The 15616-nt window shown below is 73.1% G+C and carries 13 protein-coding genes; 6 read left to right on the top strand and 7 right to left on the bottom strand.

The window, feature by feature from the left end:
- Window positions 1-394: 394 nt before the first annotated feature.
- On the bottom strand, window positions 395-1909 hold the full coding sequence (locus tag VKA29_RS02755; protein WP_420718418.1) for an MFS transporter: 1515 nt from the start codon (window positions 1907-1909) through the stop codon (window positions 395-397).
- Between the two features lie 56 nt (window positions 1910-1965).
- Window positions 1966-2946, bottom strand: coding sequence for a zinc-binding dehydrogenase (locus tag VKA29_RS02750; RefSeq protein WP_324783495.1), 981 nt, complete (start codon window positions 2944-2946; stop codon window positions 1966-1968).
- A gap of 216 nt (window positions 2947-3162) precedes the next feature.
- On the opposite strand from VKA29_RS02750, the gene VKA29_RS02745 reads away from it, so the two are divergent.
- The gene (locus VKA29_RS02745; protein WP_324783494.1) at window positions 3163-3849 is read left to right on the top strand and encodes a pentapeptide repeat-containing protein; all 687 of its coding nucleotides are present in this window, start codon (window positions 3163-3165) and stop codon (window positions 3847-3849) included.
- Window positions 3850-3864: 15 nt separating this feature from the next.
- Here VKA29_RS02745 and VKA29_RS02740 read toward each other — a convergent pair whose 3' ends face one another.
- The gene (locus VKA29_RS02740) at window positions 3865-4365 is read right to left on the bottom strand and encodes a hypothetical protein (protein WP_324783493.1); all 501 of its coding nucleotides are present in this window, start codon (window positions 4363-4365) and stop codon (window positions 3865-3867) included.
- A 7-nt stretch (window positions 4366-4372) separates the two neighbouring features.
- On the opposite strand from VKA29_RS02740, the gene VKA29_RS02735 reads away from it, so the two are divergent.
- Entirely contained in the window at window positions 4373-5893 is a 1521-nt protein-coding gene (locus tag VKA29_RS02735) for a M1 family metallopeptidase (RefSeq protein ID WP_420718426.1), read from the top strand.
- Between the two features lie 35 nt (window positions 5894-5928).
- On the opposite strand, the gene VKA29_RS02730 is transcribed toward VKA29_RS02735, so the two are convergent.
- From VKA29_RS02730 to VKA29_RS02720, 3 genes are all read right to left on the bottom strand, one after another.
- Entirely contained in the window at window positions 5929-7545 is a 1617-nt protein-coding gene (locus VKA29_RS02730; protein WP_324783492.1) for a M4 family metallopeptidase, read from the bottom strand.
- A gap of 374 nt (window positions 7546-7919) precedes the next feature.
- Window positions 7920-8471 carry a GNAT family N-acetyltransferase gene (locus tag VKA29_RS02725; RefSeq protein WP_324783491.1) on the bottom strand — a complete coding sequence of 184 codons (552 nt, stop codon included), beginning with the start codon at window positions 8469-8471 and terminating at the stop codon, window positions 7920-7922.
- Window positions 8472-8834: 363 nt separating this feature from the next.
- A complete protein-coding gene (locus tag VKA29_RS02720) occupies window positions 8835-9410 on the bottom strand; it encodes a TerD family protein (RefSeq protein ID WP_324783490.1) in 576 nt (191 codons plus the stop codon).
- Window positions 9411-9565: 155 nt separating this feature from the next.
- Here VKA29_RS02720 and arfB point away from each other — a divergent pair, with 155 nt between their 5' ends.
- Both arfB and VKA29_RS02710 read left to right on the top strand, forming a co-directional pair.
- On the top strand, window positions 9566-10003 hold the full coding sequence (gene arfB, locus VKA29_RS02715) for an alternative ribosome rescue aminoacyl-tRNA hydrolase ArfB (protein WP_324783489.1): 438 nt from the start codon (window positions 9566-9568) through the stop codon (window positions 10001-10003).
- A gap of 188 nt (window positions 10004-10191) precedes the next feature.
- The gene (locus VKA29_RS02710; RefSeq protein WP_324783488.1) at window positions 10192-11070 is read left to right on the top strand and encodes a sigma-70 family RNA polymerase sigma factor; all 879 of its coding nucleotides are present in this window, start codon (window positions 10192-10194) and stop codon (window positions 11068-11070) included.
- Window positions 11071-11809: 739 nt separating this feature from the next.
- Here the strand turns inward: VKA29_RS02710 and VKA29_RS02705 are convergent.
- Complete coding sequence (locus tag VKA29_RS02705; RefSeq protein ID WP_420718417.1) at window positions 11810-12394, bottom strand: flavin reductase family protein; 585 nt, start codon at window positions 12392-12394, stop codon at window positions 11810-11812.
- 339 nt (window positions 12395-12733) lie between these two features.
- Here VKA29_RS02705 and cdgB point away from each other — a divergent pair, with 339 nt between their 5' ends.
- Window positions 12734-14383, top strand: a complete 1650-nt coding sequence (gene cdgB, locus VKA29_RS02700; RefSeq protein WP_324783487.1) for a diguanylate cyclase CdgB — start codon at window positions 12734-12736, stop codon at window positions 14381-14383.
- A 120-nt stretch (window positions 14384-14503) separates the two neighbouring features.
- Window positions 14504-15442: a carbohydrate-binding protein gene (locus VKA29_RS02695; RefSeq protein ID WP_324783486.1), complete on the top strand. Its 939-nt coding sequence runs from the start codon at window positions 14504-14506 to the stop codon at window positions 15440-15442.
- Window positions 15443-15616: the final 174 nt, after the last annotated feature.

Raw genomic sequence — 15616 nt, 5'->3', positions numbered from 1 at the left:
TGGCGGGCCGCCACTGACAGCGCCCCGAAGGGGCGCGGGGAACTGCGCGACCAGCCACGACGGCGCGGCGGACGTCGGACGGCCGTAGGCGCGGCGCGGCGCCTCAGCGGAGCGTCAGTGCGCCCGGTCACGATGGTGCGGTACTCCGGCGGAGCACCCGGCACCGAGTGCGCCTGGCCGCTCCGGTCGGCCGGTTGGCGGGCCGCCACTGACAGCGCCCCGAAGGGGCGCGGGGAACTGCGCGACCAGCCACGACGGCGCGGCGGACGTCGGACGGCCGGAGGCGCTGCGTGGCGCCTCAGCGGAGCGTCGGCGCGGGGAATTGCGCGCCCGGCCGCGACGGCGTGGCGGACGTCGGACGGCCGGAGGCGCGGCGTGGCGCCTCAGCGGAGCGTCAGCGGACGGACTCCGGGACCGGCTCCAGGGCCGGCGCCCCGTGCCGGGGTGCCCGGAGCGTCACCATCAGGCCCGCGACCAGGCCGGCGAGCAGCATGATGCCGGCCCCCCACCCGATGGCGACGGTGTAGCCGTGGACCACGCCCTCCTGGGTGACCAGGGCCTTCCGGGCGGGGTCGTGGAGGTGGGCGGCGACGTAGGCGGTGCCGCTGCTGGTGGCGATCGTGTTGAGCAGCGCGGTGCCGATCGAACCGCCCACCTGCTGGGCGGTGTTGACGGTCGCCGAGGTCACGCCCGCGTCCTGCGGGGCGATGCCCGCGGTGGCGGTGGAGAAGACCGGCATGAAGGTCAGGCCCATGCCGACGCCCATCAGCAGCAGCGCGGGCAGGATCTCGGTGGGGTACGAGGAGTGCACCGTCATCCGCGTCAGCAGCAGCATGCCGCCCGCGGCCAGCACCATGCCGGGGACCAGGAGCGCGCGTGGGGCGACGTGGGGCAGCAGCCGGGCCGCGATCTGCGTGGAGCCGACCACGATCGCCGCGGTCAGCGGCAGGAACGCGAGCCCCGTCCGCACCGGCGAGTAGCCGAGGACGTCCTGCAGGTAGTAGGTCATGAACAGGAACAGGCCGAACATGCCGACCACGGCGAGCGCCATGGTCAGGAAGCAGCCCGCGCGGTTGCGCTCCCGCACGATGTGCAGCGGCAGCAGCGGCACCGGCGCCCTGGTCTGCCACCACACGAACGCCGCCAGCAGTACGACGCCGCCCGCGAACAGCGTCAGCACCAGCGGGTCGGTCCAGCCCCGCGGCTGGGCCTCGCTGAAGCCGTAGACGATCGCCACCAGCCCGCCGCAGCCCAGCAGCACGCCCGGCACGTCCAGGCGGGCGCCCGCGTGGCGGGGCCGGTCGTGGAGCAGGGCGAAGGCACCGAACACGGCGACGACCGCGATGGGGACGTTGACGTACAGGCACCAGCGCCAGTTCAGGTACTCGGTGAGCAGCCCGCCGACGATGAAGCCGATCGCCGAGCCGCTGCCGGCGAGGGCGCCGTAGATGCCGAAGGCCTTCCCGCGCTCCTTGGGGTCGGTGAACGTCGTGGTCAGCAGGGACAGCGCGGACGGCGCGAGTACGGCGGCGAACACGCCCTGCAGCGCGCGGGCGCCGAACAGCATGCCCGGGCCGGTGGCGGCCCCGCCGAACGCGGAGGCGGCGGCGAAGCCGATCAGCCCGAGGACGAACGCGCGCTTGCGGCCCACCAGGTCGGCGATCCGGCCGCCGAGCAGCAGCAGCCCGCCGAAGGCCAGCGTGTAGGCGGTGATCACCCACTGGCGGTTGCCGTCGGACATGTTCAGGTCGTGCTGGGCGGAGGGCAGCGCGATGTTCACGATGGTCGCGTCGAGGACGACCATCAACTGCGCGAGCGCGATGACGACCAGGCCCCACCAGCGCCGGGGACCGGCGTCCGGGGGAGGGGCGTCCACGGAGACGGACTCGCCTGCTCGGGGGGCACTCACCCGGCCAGAAGACCACGGATCGGTACCCGTTGCATCCGCAGGGGACTTGTGACCGCTCACGGTTCCAGCACCACCTTTCCTGTCGTCCGGCGCGTCTGCAGCGCCCGGTGCGCGGCCGCCGCCTCGCCGAGCGGGAACCGCCGCACGGCCGGGACCAGCCGTCCGGCCGCCGCCTCGGTGAGGGCGCGCAGCTCCAGCGTGCGCATGGGATCCGGTCCGCCGGTCCTGCGCAGCATCACGGGGCCCAGGACCTGTTCGGAGACGCCGTCGACGAGGTACGGCCGACCGTCGCGGATCCCCTCGGCCGACCAGCCGAAGACGAGGTGCCTGCCGCCGGGCCCGAGCAGGGCGACGCACGCGCGGGCCACCTCACCGCCCACCCCGTCGAGCACCAGGGTGGCGTGCCGTCCGCCCAGGTGGGCGCGGACCTTCTCCGCCCACCCCGGGTCCGCGTAGTCGACGGCGAGGTCCGCCCCGCCGGCCTGTACCCGCGCGGCCTTCTCCGGCCCGCCGGCCAGGCCCACGACGTGGGCGCCGGCGTTCTTCGCGTACTGCACGAGCAGGCCGCCGACGCCGCCCGCGGCCGCCGGTATCACGACCACCGCGTCCGGGCCGAACTCGGCGGACTGCACGATCCCCATCACCGTGCGGCCGGTGCCGATCATGGCGACGGCCTGCGCGAAGTCCAGGTTCGCGGGGATCTCGTGCACCCGGTCGACGTCGGTGACGGCCAGCTCGGCGTACCCGCCGGGCGCGAAGCCGAGATGGGCGGTCACCCGTCTGCCCAGCCACAGGCGGGCCACCCCCTCGCCCAGCGACTCGACGACGCCGGCCACCTCGCGGCCCGGCACGGTGGGCAGCCGCACCGGCTCGGGCAGCGGGCCGCGCGCGCCCTCGCGCAGGGCGGTGTCGAGCAGGTGCACCCCCGCCGCCCGCACGGCGACGCGGACCTGGCCCGGGCCCGGCAGGGGGTCGTCGACCTCCTCCAGGCGCAGGTTCTCGGGCGGCCCGAAGGCGTGAAGGCGGATGGCGCGCATGCTGTGCTCCTCGTCAACCATGGCTGTCGGCCGAACGCTTCCGGACAGGCCCACTCTTCAACCTCAGGCTTGCTCGAGGTCAAGCGCCCGCCGGACCCGCCGGGGCGGCAGCCGGAATCGCTCGTCCGGGGATACGACGCCCCGCGCGCCCGGAATGTGACATGGCCGTTCTGGCTGGTCAGGGCGATTGTCAGTGGCGGGGGGCAGCATGGGGGTATGGCGAGGACCAGGGCCGGCGCGACCGGTGGGAGCACAGTGCGGGGCGCGCGCCGGCCGGAGCTGCGGCTGCCGCCGCTGCGGCCGTACGACGGCGGCGGGCTGGAGCCGGACGGGGACTACGACGGGCTGGAGTTCGGCCGGGCCGACCTCACCGGGCAGGACGGCGGGGGCGCCCGCTTCCTGGACTGCGCGCTGACGGGGTGCGCGCTGGACGGGACGCGGCTGCGCCATGCCCGCCTGCTCGACTCGGTGCTGACGGCGCCGAGAGGGGTCGGCACGGACCTCTCCGAGTCCACCCTGCGCGACGTCGAGCTGACCGACGCCCGGCTGGGCGGCACCCAGCTGCACGGCGCCGTGCTGGAGCGGGTCGTGGTCCGCGGCGGCAAGATCGACTACCTGAACCTGCGCGGCGCGAAGCTCAAGGACGTCGTCTTCGAGGGCTGCGTCCTGGTGGAACCGGACCTCCACGGCGCCCGCCTGGAGCGCGTGGAGTTCGTCGACTGCGTGCTGAAGGAGGCCGACCTGACCGCGGCGGTGCTGAAGGACGTGGACCTCCGAGCGGCGGCCGCGGTCGGCATCGCCCGGGGCGTGGACCGCCTGGCGGGCGCGGTGATCAGCCCGGCCCAGCTGCTGGACCTGGCACCGGTGCTGGCGGCCCAGCTGGGCATCCGGGTGGAGGCCTGACCGCCCGTTCCAGGCTCACTGCACCCGGGGGAAGCGCGCCTGGAGCGTCCAGACGGCCGGGTTCTCGCCGAGGTCCTCGTGCAGGTCCACCAGGTCGGCGATCAGGTCGTGCAGGAAGTCGCGTGCCTCGCGGCGCAGTTCGGCGTGGGAGAAGGTGAGCGGGGGTTCCTCCGCCGGCATCCAGTCGGCCTCCACGTCCACCCAGCCGAAGCGGCGCTCGAAGAGCATGCGGTCCGTGGACTCGGTGAAGTCCAGTTCGGCGTGCTGGGGGCGGGCGGCGCGGGAGCCCGCCGGGTCGCGGTCCAGCCGTTCCACGATGTCGCACAGCGCCCACGCGAAGTCGAGCACCGGCACCCATCCCCAGGCCGTGGACAGTTCCCGGTCCGACTTGGTGTCGGCGAGATAGACGTCACCGCAGAACAGGTCGTGGCGCAGGGTGTGGACGTCCACCCGCCGGTAGTCCGTCTGCGGCGGGTCCGGGAAGCGGTTGGAGAGGGCGTAGCCGATGTCGAGCACGTACGAGATGGTGTCACGGCCCCCTAGGATCACTGACGTGTCCCGGTCTGCACCTCTTGCCCCGACTGTACCTCTTGTTCCGACTGCTCCGACTGCTCCGACTGCTCCGACTGCTCCGACTGCTCCGGCTGCCCCGACTGTCCCTTCTGTCCCGGCCGTCTGCCTCGCCCTCGGCCTCACCCTCGCGCTGACCGCGTGCGGCGGCGTGCACGGCGCCCCGGGCGGCTCCGGTGTCCGCGACCCGTACTACCCGAAGGCGGGCAACGGCGGGTACGACGTCACCCACTACGCCCTCGACCTCGCCTACGAACCCGGCCCGCGCCCCCGCCTGACCGGCACCGCCACCCTCACCGCCCGAGCCGCGTGGGACCTGTCCGCCTTCGACCTCGACCTGAAGGGACTGGACGTCCAGGGCGTCACCGTCGATGGCCGTCCCGCCCGCTTCAGCCGGGCCGGACAGGAACTCACCGTCCGCCCCCACGACGCACTCGACGCCCACCGCACCTTCCGCGTCACCGTCCGCTACTCCGGCGCCCCCGAGACCCTCACCGACCCCGACGGCACCCGGGAGGGCTGGCTGCCCACCGCCGACGGCGCCCTCGCGCTCGGCGAGCCGACCGGCTCCATGACCTGGTTCCCCGGCGACCACCACCCCTCCGACAAGGCGTCCTACGACCTCGCCGTCACCGTGCCGAAAGGGCTGCGGGCCGTGTCCAACGGGGAGCTGACGGGCGAGAGCACCAGCGGCGGCCGGACCAGGTTCACCTGGCACACCGCCGAGCCCATGGCGAGCTACGTCGCCACCCTCGCCGTCGGCCGCTACACCGTCCGCCGCTCCACCACCCGCGACGGCCTGCCGGTGTACGTCGCCGTCGATCCGGCCGAGGCGGCGGCGAGCCGCCCGGTGCTCGCGCGCATCCCCGAGATCATGGCCTGGGCGCAGGACGCCTTCGGCCGGTACCCCTTCTCCTCCACCGGCGCGATCGTCGACGCGGCGCCGCAGGTCGGCTACGCCCTGGAGACCCAGAACCGGCCGGTCTTCCCCCAGGCCCCCGACGTCGGGACCCTCGTCCACGAACTCGCCCACCAGTGGTTCGGCGACTCCGTCACCCCGAGGACCTGGCGGGACATGTGGCTCAACGAGGGCTTTGCGACCTACGCCGAATGGCTGTGGGAGGAGGACCACGGCGGCCCGAGCGCCCAGCGCACCTTCGACGCGCTGTACGCCCACGGCGAGGACGAGTACCCCGGCCTGTGGGACTTCCCGCCCGCCGAGCCGGGCGACGCCGCGCACCTGTCCGGCACGCCCGTCTACCAGCGCGGCGCGATGGTCCTGCACGAGATCCGCCGGACCGTCGGCGACACCGCCTTCCGCGCCCTGCTGCGGGGCTGGGCCGCCGCCCACCGCCACGGCAACGCGGACACCGCCGACTTCACCGCGTACGTGGAGAAGACCGCGCCGCGGAAGGACTTCACCCGCGTCTGGGACGACTGGCTGTACGGACAGGGCAGGCCGGACCGCCCGTGACGAGCAGCCCGGCCTGAACTACTGGCGGGTGGAGACTAGTTGACGTTGACCGCCGTCCAGGTCGCCGCCACCGCCTGGTACTCCGCGCTGCCCGCGCCGTACAGGTCGCTCGCCGCCTGGAGGGTGGCGACCCGCGCCCCCGCGTAGTCGGTCGAGGAGGTGAAGTACGTCGTCAGGGCCTTGTACCAGATCTGCTCGGCCTTGGCCCGGCCGATGCCGGTGAGCGTGGAGCCGTTGTAGGTGGGGGAGTTGTAGGACACCCCGTTGAGGGTCTTCGCGCCGCTGCCCTCGGACAGCAGGTAGAAGAAGTGGTTCGCCACGCCGGACGAGTAGTGCACGTCGAGCCGGCCGACCGTGCGGGACCAGTAGTCGGCGGAGGAGCCGTCCTTGCTGGGCTTGTCCATGTAGCGCAGCGGGGAGCCGTTGCCGTTGATGTCGATCTTCTCGCCGATGAGGTAGTCGCCGACGTCGGAGGCGTTGTTCGCGAAGAACTCGACCGAGGTGCCGAAGATGTCGGAGGTGGCCTCGTTGAGGCCGCCGGACTCCCGGCTGTACTTCAGGCCGGCGGTCGCGGCGGTCAGGCCGTGGCTCATCTCGTGGCCGGCCACGTCGAGGGAGGTCAGCGGCTTGAGGTTGTTCTGGCCGTCGCCGTAGGTCATGCAGAAGCAGGTGTCGGACCAGAAGGCGTTGACGTACGCGTTGCCGTAGTGGACGCGGGAGTAGGCGGCCTTGCCGTCGCCCGCGATGCCGTTGCGGTTGAACGCCGACTTGTAGAAGTCCCAGGTGACGGCGGCGCCGTAGGCCGCGTCGACGGCGGCGGTCTGGCGGTTGGTGGGCGTGCCGTCGCCCCAGGCGTCGTCGGCGTCGTGGAAGAGGGTGCCGGTGCCGGACGTGCCGCCGTTCAGGTCGTACGTCGTGTGGCCGCCGCGGCCGCCGTCGATGAGGTCGAAGCCGCCGGAGGCGGACGCCGTGGTGCCCAGGGTCACCGTGCCGCTGTACTGGCTGGTGCCCGTGCCGGTGTCGATGGCCTCGTAGGAGTAGAGCTTCTTGCCGGTGGTGGCGTCCGTGACGACGTGCAGCTCGCTCGGGGTGCCGTCGTGCTGCAGGCCCCTGACGACCGACTCGTAGGCGAGGACGGGCTTGGCGCCGGCCGCCCAGATCACCTTGCGGGCGGTGACCTTCGACGAACCGGTGCCCGCGAGGGCGGACTTCTTCGCGGCGGCGGCCGATATCGCCGCGTCGGTGGAGGCGACGGATATCCGGGCCTTCGTCGCCTTGCTGACGCCCTTGAGGGCGCCGCCCTTCGACACGTGCGTGACGAGGTCGCCGCCGAGGACGGGCAGACCGGCGTAGGTGCGCTCGTAGCGGGTGTGGACCGTGCCGTCGGCGTCCTTGACGACGTCCCGGACGACGAGCGCCTCCTCGGCGCCGAGGCCGAGTTCACGGGCGGTCGAACCGGCGTCCTGCTGGGCCGACTTGATGGCGGCGGCGCGTGCCGACGCGGTCAGGGTGAGGGCGGTGGCGCCGTTCGTCCGCTCGGGCGCCGCGGTGGCGGGGCCGCCCTGCAGGGCGAGCACGACCATCGCGGCCGAGCCGATCAGGGCGGTGGCGCGCAGGACGGCGGTGCGGGGAGCACGGGACTGCAGTCTCACTCGGTCTCCTTGGGACTGCCCTCGTGGTGGGGGCACGGAGGGACACAGGCGGGGCACAGGGTTGCGGCGAGCGAGGAGAGAGTGACATCCCGACCGGCCTCTTTGACAGAGCGCCATCAAGACTTTACGTGTTCGTATCCGAAAGCCGTTGCTGCGGATCCGGTATACGGACGCGCTGATCACGGTCAACTCCGCTTTTTCACAGCGGATTTGGGCCGTCGAACGTCACACCGGGGAGCGGGGCCGGGACGCGTCGCGGATCGCGCGCCGCCGCGGCCCGCGCGTGCCGCGGGCAGCGGGTGTCTCCGCAATTCGGGGGAGTGCGGCGGAGGTTCGCCGGCGGTGAGGACCTCCGGCAGCTCCCGGGGAGCGGCTCACGCGGGCGGGGCGGACAGCTCCTTGCGCAACACCGCGCACGGGCGGCCGAGTTGCCGGTCCTCGCGATGGTCGATCACCTGGTAGCCCAGGGAGGTCCAGAAGGCGAAGCCCCTGAGGTTGTCCTCCAGCACGGCCAGACGTACGGCGTTCCGGCCCGCCGCGCGGAAGCCGTCCTCGACGCTCCGCGCGATCCGCCGCCCGAAGCCCTGCCCGTGCACGTCCGCGTCCACCATCAGCAGGCCGATCCACGGGTCCGGGTCGGCCGGGTCCGGATGGCGGGCGAGCGTGATCACGATCCCGACCACCCGCCCGCCGCTGCGGGCCAGCAGCACCTCGACGTCCGGATGCGCCAGTTCGTCGGCCAGCGCGGCCGCCACCTGCTCCGGGCGGACGTCGTCCGGGTCGGGGAAATCGCCGCTGAGGGCGTGGAACTCCCGGTTGGAGGCGTACAGACGGGTCAGCTCGGTCAGCAGCTCACCGGGCAGGGCGCCGTCGGCGGGCGACAGCCGCTCGAGGAACATGCCGCCGCCCGGCGGCCCGCCGGTCACTGCTCGCGCTCCACCCGCGGGGCCCGGCAGAGGCGGGAGGCGCCTCGCCGCGCGTCGCCCGGTGCGATGGTCATGGCGCTCGCTCCTCGTGTCTGTCGGGGGCCGGGATCGTCGGCCTCGCTCATGCTGGGCGGCCTGCTCAGGACCACTCTGGAGCGGGTGCACGGACCGCCTGGACGGCGTTTCGTGACGCGGGCGGAGGCGGAGGCGGAGGCGCGGGCGCGGGGCGGCGGCGGATGCCGAGGCCCCCGGCCGTGTGGCCGGGGGCCTCGCTCAGCGCTCTGTGCGGCAGATGACCGTCGGACGTGCCTCTGACGTGCCTCGGAGCGGGCCGACCTGCCTCTGACGTGCCTCGGACGTGCGTCAGACGTTGACGCCGAAGTCCTGGGCGATGCCCACCAGGCCGGAGGCGTAGCCCTGGCCGACCGCGCGGAACTTCCACTCCGCACCGTTGCGGTACAGCTCGCCGAAGACCATCGCCGTCTCCGTGGCCGCGTCCTCCGACAGGTCGTAGCGGGCGATCTCGGCGCCGCCGGCCTGGTTGACGATGCGGATGTAGGCGTTGCGGACCTGGCCGAAGTTCTGCGAGCGGTTCTCGGCGTCGTAGATGGAGACCGGGAAGACGATCTTGTCGATCTCGGCCGGGAGGCCGGCGAGGTTGACGTTGATCGCCTCGTCGTCGCCGGCGCCCTCGCCGGTGCGGTTGTCACCGGTGTGGACGATCGTGTTGTCCGGCGTCTGCTTGTTGTTGAAGAAGACGAAGTGGGCCTCGGAGTAGACCTTGCCCTGCGTGTTGACCGCGATCGCGGACGCGTCGAGGTCGAAGTCGGTACCGGTGGTGGTACGGACGTCCCAGCCAAGACCCACGGTGACGGCGGTCAGGCCCGGAGCCTCCTTGGTGAGCGAGACGTTGCCACCCTTGGACAGGCTTACAGCCATGGTTCGGGAGTCCCTTCCCTCGTTGCGTACGCGGTGCGTATCGAAAGCTACAGCTACCCCTGATGAACGCCGAGAGAGGTTCGTATGGTTCCGGATCTCTTTACCTCTTTTACCGGCCGAAAAAAAGGTGACGTGGACCGGACAGAGCCGGGAACATGGAGCCCATGTCCGGTCCCTACCTGATCCGCGGCTCCGTCTCGCTCCCCGAGGCCGAGCTCATCTGGCGTTTCTCGCGCTCCTCGGGACCCGGCGGACAGCACGTCAACACCAGCGACACCCAGGTGGAACTGCGCTTCGACCTGGCGGCGACCGAGGCGCTGCCCGAGGTGTGGAAGCAGCGGGCGCTGGAGCGGCTGGCCGGGCGGCTGGTCGACGGCGTCGTCACCGTACGCGCCTCCGAGCACCGCTCCCAGTGGCGCAATCGCGAGACCGCCGCCGTCCGTCTCGCCGCCCTGCTCGCCGAGGCCACCGCGCCGCCGCCGAAGCCGCGCCGGCCGACCCGGATTCCCCGCGGGATCAACGAGCGCCGGCTGCGGGAGAAGAAGCAGCGCTCGGACACCAAGCGCGGACGCTCCGGCCGCGACTGGACGTGAGCGGCGCCGGACGTGAGCGGCGCCTGACGTGAACGGCGACCGGATGTAAACGCCTTTTGTTCCGCCGGGAAACATCGCCGCCCCCGCTCTCTCTCCTCCGCCGCGCAATGCGGCCGATGTCACATCCTCCCCGTCCCGTTCGTCATGTCGTCGAGACCGGCCGCCGCCATGCGAGGAGTTGTGACCGAATGAACGACGACGAATTCCCGAACACCGGAAACGACGCGGAGACCACGGAATTCCTCGCTCGACGATTTGAATCCCAGCGCAGCCGTCTGCATGCCGTCGCCCACCGCATGCTCGGTTCGGTCGCGGAGGCCGACGACGCCGTCCAGGAGGCGTGGTTCCGGCTCAGCCGCTCCGACACCCGGCAGGTGGACAACCTCGCGGGCTGGCTGACGACCGTGGTCGGCCGGGTCTGCCTGGACATGCTGCGCTCCCGCAGGTCCCGCGCGGAGGAACCGCTGGAGACCACCGCGCCGGCCGCCGTGACGGCCCCCGGCGACCCCGAGCAGGACGCGCTGCTCGCCGACTCCCTGGGCGTGGCGCTGCTGGTCGTCCTGCAGACGCTGACGCCCGCCGAGCGGCTGGCCTTCGTGCTGCACGACCTGTTCGCGGTGCCGTTCGACGAGATCGCGGCGATCCTCGGGCGCACCCCTGTCGCGGTCCGGCAACTGGCCAGCCGGGCCCGGCGCCGGGTGCGGGGGGCCGAGGCGCCGGACGCCGACCTGGCGCGGCAGCGGGAGGTCGTGGACGCCTTCCTCGCCGCCGCGCGGGAGGGCGACCTCGAGGGGCTGGTGGCGGTGCTGGACCCGGACGTCCTCGCGCGGACCGAGGCCGGGGTGACCGCCGGCGCGGCGGCGGTGGCCCGGAACGCGGCGAGCTTCGCCCGCCTGGCGCGCGTGGCGCGGCCCGCCCTGGTGAACGGCGCCTCGGGCCTCGTGGTGCTGGTCGACGGGCGCGTGGAACGGGCCCTGGCCTTCACGTTCGTACGGAGCCGGATCGCCGTGCTGGACATCGCGACGGACCCCGAGCGCGTCTCCCGGCTCGACATCAGCCTCGTATAGACAGCCGCCGGGCATGGGCATGGGCATGGGCATGGGCACCGCACTCGGGGCCGGCCCCGTCCGGGCGGTTACCGGGTGCGGGGTGCCCGTTTCGGCACCGGCCCTGCCCGGCGTGCCGCTCGGAAGCGGGCCCGTTCGGCGTCGGCCCTGCCCGGCGTGCCCCCGGAAGCGGCCCGTTTCGGCGTCGGCCTTCTGCGGGCGGCTGCCGGGCGGGTGTCGGCGCCGGGCCGATCTCGCCCTCGGGCGGGCTGCCTGGCGTGACTGCCGGGCCGGGGGGCGGCAGGCAAGGGTTGTGCGTCGGTCATGTCCGGGGCGGGGCCGCCCGGCTGTCCGGCTGTCCGGCGGTCACGGCTCGGCGGCGGCGGCGGCGGTGGTGGTGTCCGGGCCAGGGTGACCGGCACGGGTGGCCCTTCGGCGTCGCCCCTGTTCAGGCAGTTGCCGGGTGGTCGCGGCCGACTTCGGCCCTGCCCGGCCGGGCAGGGGGTGCCCCCTCGGGGAAGCCCGGCCCGGGCGGCTGCCACGCGCGCCTGCCCCACCACCCGCGCCGGGAGCGGCCCGCCGGCACCTCGGGGACCGGTGCCCGACCATCCCGCCCCCGCCCCCGCTCGGGCGCGGGCGGGGCGCCGGGGCAGGCGGGTCCGGCGGTGAGTCCGGCGCAGGGCCGCCGCGGCCTCCCTCCGCGCCGCTCCCGGCGGGCGGCCGGTACGGCGCCGCTGCCGCCCGGGCGGCGGTCGGCGGCTCAGCTCAGGTGCCGGTAGCGGCCGCGGAAGTACGTCAGCGGGCCGCCCTCCGCGCTCGGCAGGTCCGCCGCCAGGACGCGGCCGATCACCAGTGTGTGGTCACCCGCCGTCACCCGCTGCTCGGTGCGGCACTCCAGGGTCGCCAGGGCGCCGCCCACCAGGGGCGATCCGGTGACCCGGCCGCGGACGTGGGGGATGTCGGCGAACAGCAGCCGGTCACTGACGCGGCCCTTCATGGCGAAGCGGCCGGCGATGTGGCGCTGGCTCTCGGACAGTACGGACACCGCCCACAGCGGCTGTTCGGCCAGCAGGTCGTCCATGCGGGAGCCCTCGCGCAGGCTGACCAGGACCAACGGCGGGTCCAGCGACACCGACACGAAGGCGGTGGCCGTCATGCCGACGTCCTCGCCGGGCGGCGCCGAGGCGTCGTCGGGGTCCAGCGGCGGCTCCTGGGCGGTCACCAGGACCACGCCCGCGGCCAGCCGGGACATCGCGGCCCGGAACTCGTCGTTGCTCACCCCCTCAGCATGCCGGGCGGAGGGCAGTGGAACGGAACGGGGCGGAGCGGCAGGAGTGTTGGACACACCGGAAACGCTAATCTCCGTTCACCCGGAACCGCATCGGACCCCGGAACCAGTCCGGTCCTAGGACCACCGGACCAATCCGCCGCGTAGCCTTGTGCGGCATCTCCACAGGACCGCAAAGCCTGCTATCGGTAAACACGCAGCTAAAACGCGGAAACACCACTCAATTGTTCATGTTTTGCTGTGACTTGAGTCACAAGGGGCATTAATTGTTGACCCTGTGTACCGAGTGGGCAGCGCGCTGTGATTCAGTGGCGGGGAAGATGCAAGGGCACCACTGAACCGCAAGCGCCGATGAGCACCCTTGATTCGCTGCGAGGTCTCGGGGGGAGGGCGAGCATGGAGACCGAGTCGGAGCCCTACGTCCGTCTCACGACCCTGCGGCGACTGCATCAGGTCATGGCGGACATGAACACGGCCCGCAGCCTGGCGGACACGCTGCAGACCGTCGCCGACGGCGTGGTCAACGGCCTCGGCTACGAGCTGGCGTGCGTCAACCTGGTGCGCCCGGACGGCGACCTCGTCGTCGCCGCCCTCGCGGGCAACCCGGCCGCCGAGGCACTGATCACCGGCCGCGTCGGCTCGCGCGACGCCTGGGAACGCCGCCTGGGCGTGGGCGAACGCTGGGGCGACCTGGTCTTCATCCCGCACACCGAGGGCTTGGTCCTCGACGACGACATCCCGCACTGGTACACCGACGGGCCCGCGCCCCGTTTCGAGGACGAGTGGCACCCCTCCGACTGCCTCCTCGCGCCCATGTACACCCCCGACGTGCCGGGCGGCTCCCCCGGCGAGCTGATCGGCGTACTGTCCGTGGACCGGCCGCGCAACGGCCGCCGCCCCGGCGAGTGGGGCCGCGAAGCGCTCCAGATGTACGCCTTCCAGGCCGCGATCGCGATCAGCAACGCACGGCTGCGCTCCAACATGCAGCGCGCGCTGGTGCGGCTCGGACGCGAGCAGCAGGCGCTGCGGGCCAGCGAGGAGAGCTTCCGGCAGGCCTTCGAGTACGCCCCCTCCGGCATGGCCATCGCCGAGCTGGGCGGCGATCAGCACGGCCGCATCCTGCGCACCAACGACGCGCTGTGCCGCCTGCTGGGCCGCCCCGCCTCCGCGATGCGCCGCTACTCCTTCTCCGACCTCGTCCACCCCGAGGACATAGGCACCCTGCTGCGCACCTCCGCCGAGGGCGGCCGCGCGGAACTGCGCCTCGGCCGCCGCGACGGCACCTACGTCTGGGTGTCCCTGCGCAACAGCGTCGTCGCCGACGCCGCCGACGGACCCCGCTTCCTGCTCACCCACGTCGAGGACATAGAGGAGCGCAAGCGCCGCGAGCTGCAGCTCGCCCACCGCGCCTCCCACGACTCGCTCACCGGCCTGCCGAACTCGGCCGAGCTGCGCTCCCGCCTCTCCTCCCGGCTGTGCCGGCGCCCCGCCCAGCCGGACGCGCCTGCCTCCCTGGACGTGGCCTACGGCCACCCCGCCTACGACTCCAGCGGCCACGGCTTCGACTTCCGCCCGGACGCCGAGCACTACGACGCCTACGACCACCACGTGCACACGATCGCCCCCGAGGGCGAGCGCGACGACGGCACCAAGGGCCTCGCGGTCCTCTTCTGTGACCTCGACGGCTTCAAGTCGATCAACGACCGCTTCGGGCACAACGCCGGCGACGCGGTCCTCATCGAGGTCGCCCGGCGGCTGACCCGGGGCGTGCGCGACGGCGACACCGTCGCCCGGCTCGGCGGCGACGAGTTCGTCGTGCTCGCCGACGGACTCGGCCGGGCCGACGCCCAGGACCTCGCCGTCCGCCTGCGCAACGAGATCATCCAGCCCATCCGGGTCGACGGCCGGGCCATGCGCGTCGGCGCCAGTTTCGGCATCGGCTGGGCGCACTGCGGGATGACGGCCGACGAAGTGCTGAAGTCCGCCGACGAGCGGATGTACGTAGAGAAACGATCTCGTCCCAAACAGCACAGACGGGCGGGATGACCCGCAGGTCAGCGAGGTGATGCGAGCTGCGTCACCCGTTCGGGTCATCAGGTGGGGGTAGGCTCGCCATCCGACCTCACGTATCGCATCCGCCCCGCACCTGTTGAGGAGTACCAAGGGATGACGTCCGGCAACAACGGCGCCAGCACGCCCGAGGACGACGACCCGTTCGGCTACCTCTACGCCGACGGGCAGGCCAACGGGGCCCAGCCGCCCTCCGGTGGCGGCTACGGCTACCCGAACTCGGTCAATCGGGTGCGCGCGGTCGGCCAGCGCCAGTACGGCCAGCCGACGGCCCCGACCGCGCCGTACGGCCAGGCCCCGCAGCAGCAGGGCGCCTACGGCCAGCCGAACGCCCACTACGCCGCGCCGGAGACCCTGCCCGGCGGCGCCACCACCAGCCGGCAGCCGGTGCAGGGCGGCGGCGGGCGCGGGCGCGGCCCCAACACCAAGGGGCTGCTGATCGGCGCGATAGCGGTGGTCGCCGCGGTCGTCATCGGCATCGGCGTGGCCATGCTGGGCGGCGACTCCGGCAACGACGACGCGGGCGACGGCGGCGCCACCCCGACCGCCTCCCAGAGCGCCGAGCCGAGCACGTCCCCGAGCGCCAGCAAGGCGGCCCAGACGGAGCTGCCGAAGATCGACGCGAAGGCCCTCAACCTCGCGCCGGGCGTGACGACGGCCTCCGACGTCGCGGGCGCCGCCGCCGACGGCGGTGTCTACGTCGCCGGCCTCAACAACGTCGGCGCCTCGGTCACCTGGACCGTCGACGGCATCCCCGAGGCCGGTGTCTACACCCTCTTCGCCGGCTACAGCGTCCCCGGCAAGGACCAGAGCATGACGCTCACCATCAACGGCAAGGTCTTCGGCAGCAAGCTGAACCTGGGCAACTTCGCCGCCGCCGCGGAGGGCGACTACGCCAAGGGCTGGACGCAGACGTATGCCTACCCGAGCCTCAACAAGGGCTCGAACACCATCAGCCTCTCCTGCCAGGACGGCGACCAGTGCGACGTGCTGCTGGACCAGCTGTGGCTGAAGGCGGGCCAGGTAAAGCGGTAGCGCTCCCGCTGCGGGGGGCGGCCGCGGACGGCGCCTCGTGATTGCCGTCTGCGGTGGGGTGGGGGTTGGTCGCGCAGTTCCCCGCGCCCCTTTGCGGGGGCGGTCGCGGACGGCGCCTCGTGACTGTCGTCTGCGGTGCGGTGGGGGCCGGTGGCGCAGTTCCCCGCGCCCCTT

The organism is Streptomyces sp. H51 (assembly GCF_035656535.1).
In the GTDB taxonomy this organism is placed as follows: domain Bacteria; phylum Actinomycetota; class Actinomycetes; order Streptomycetales; family Streptomycetaceae; genus Streptomyces.
This window is presented reverse-complemented; position numbering and strand designations above follow the sequence as displayed.

What these genes read in the sequence shown, in the direction of transcription:
- VKA29_RS02735 (WP_420718426.1), top strand. Translation starts at nt 4,373, where the DNA reads ATGGTGTCACGGCCCCCTAGGATCACTGACGTGTCCCGGTCTGCACCT.
- VKA29_RS02750 (WP_324783495.1), bottom strand. Translation starts at nt 2,946, where the DNA reads ATGCGCGCCATCCGCCTTCACGCCTTCGGGCCGCCCGAGAACCTGCGC.
- cdgB (WP_324783487.1), top strand. Translation starts at nt 12,734, where the DNA reads ATGGAGACCGAGTCGGAGCCCTACGTCCGTCTCACGACCCTGCGGCGA.
- VKA29_RS02710 (WP_324783488.1), top strand. Translation starts at nt 10,192, where the DNA reads ATGAACGACGACGAATTCCCGAACACCGGAAACGACGCGGAGACCACG.
- VKA29_RS02745 (WP_324783494.1), top strand. Translation starts at nt 3,163, where the DNA reads ATGGCGAGGACCAGGGCCGGCGCGACCGGTGGGAGCACAGTGCGGGGC.
- VKA29_RS02695 (WP_324783486.1), top strand. Translation starts at nt 14,504, where the DNA reads ATGACGTCCGGCAACAACGGCGCCAGCACGCCCGAGGACGACGACCCG.
- arfB (WP_324783489.1), top strand. Translation starts at nt 9,566, where the DNA reads ATGGAGCCCATGTCCGGTCCCTACCTGATCCGCGGCTCCGTCTCGCTC.
- VKA29_RS02720 (WP_324783490.1), bottom strand. Translation starts at nt 9,410, where the DNA reads ATGGCTGTAAGCCTGTCCAAGGGTGGCAACGTCTCGCTCACCAAGGAG.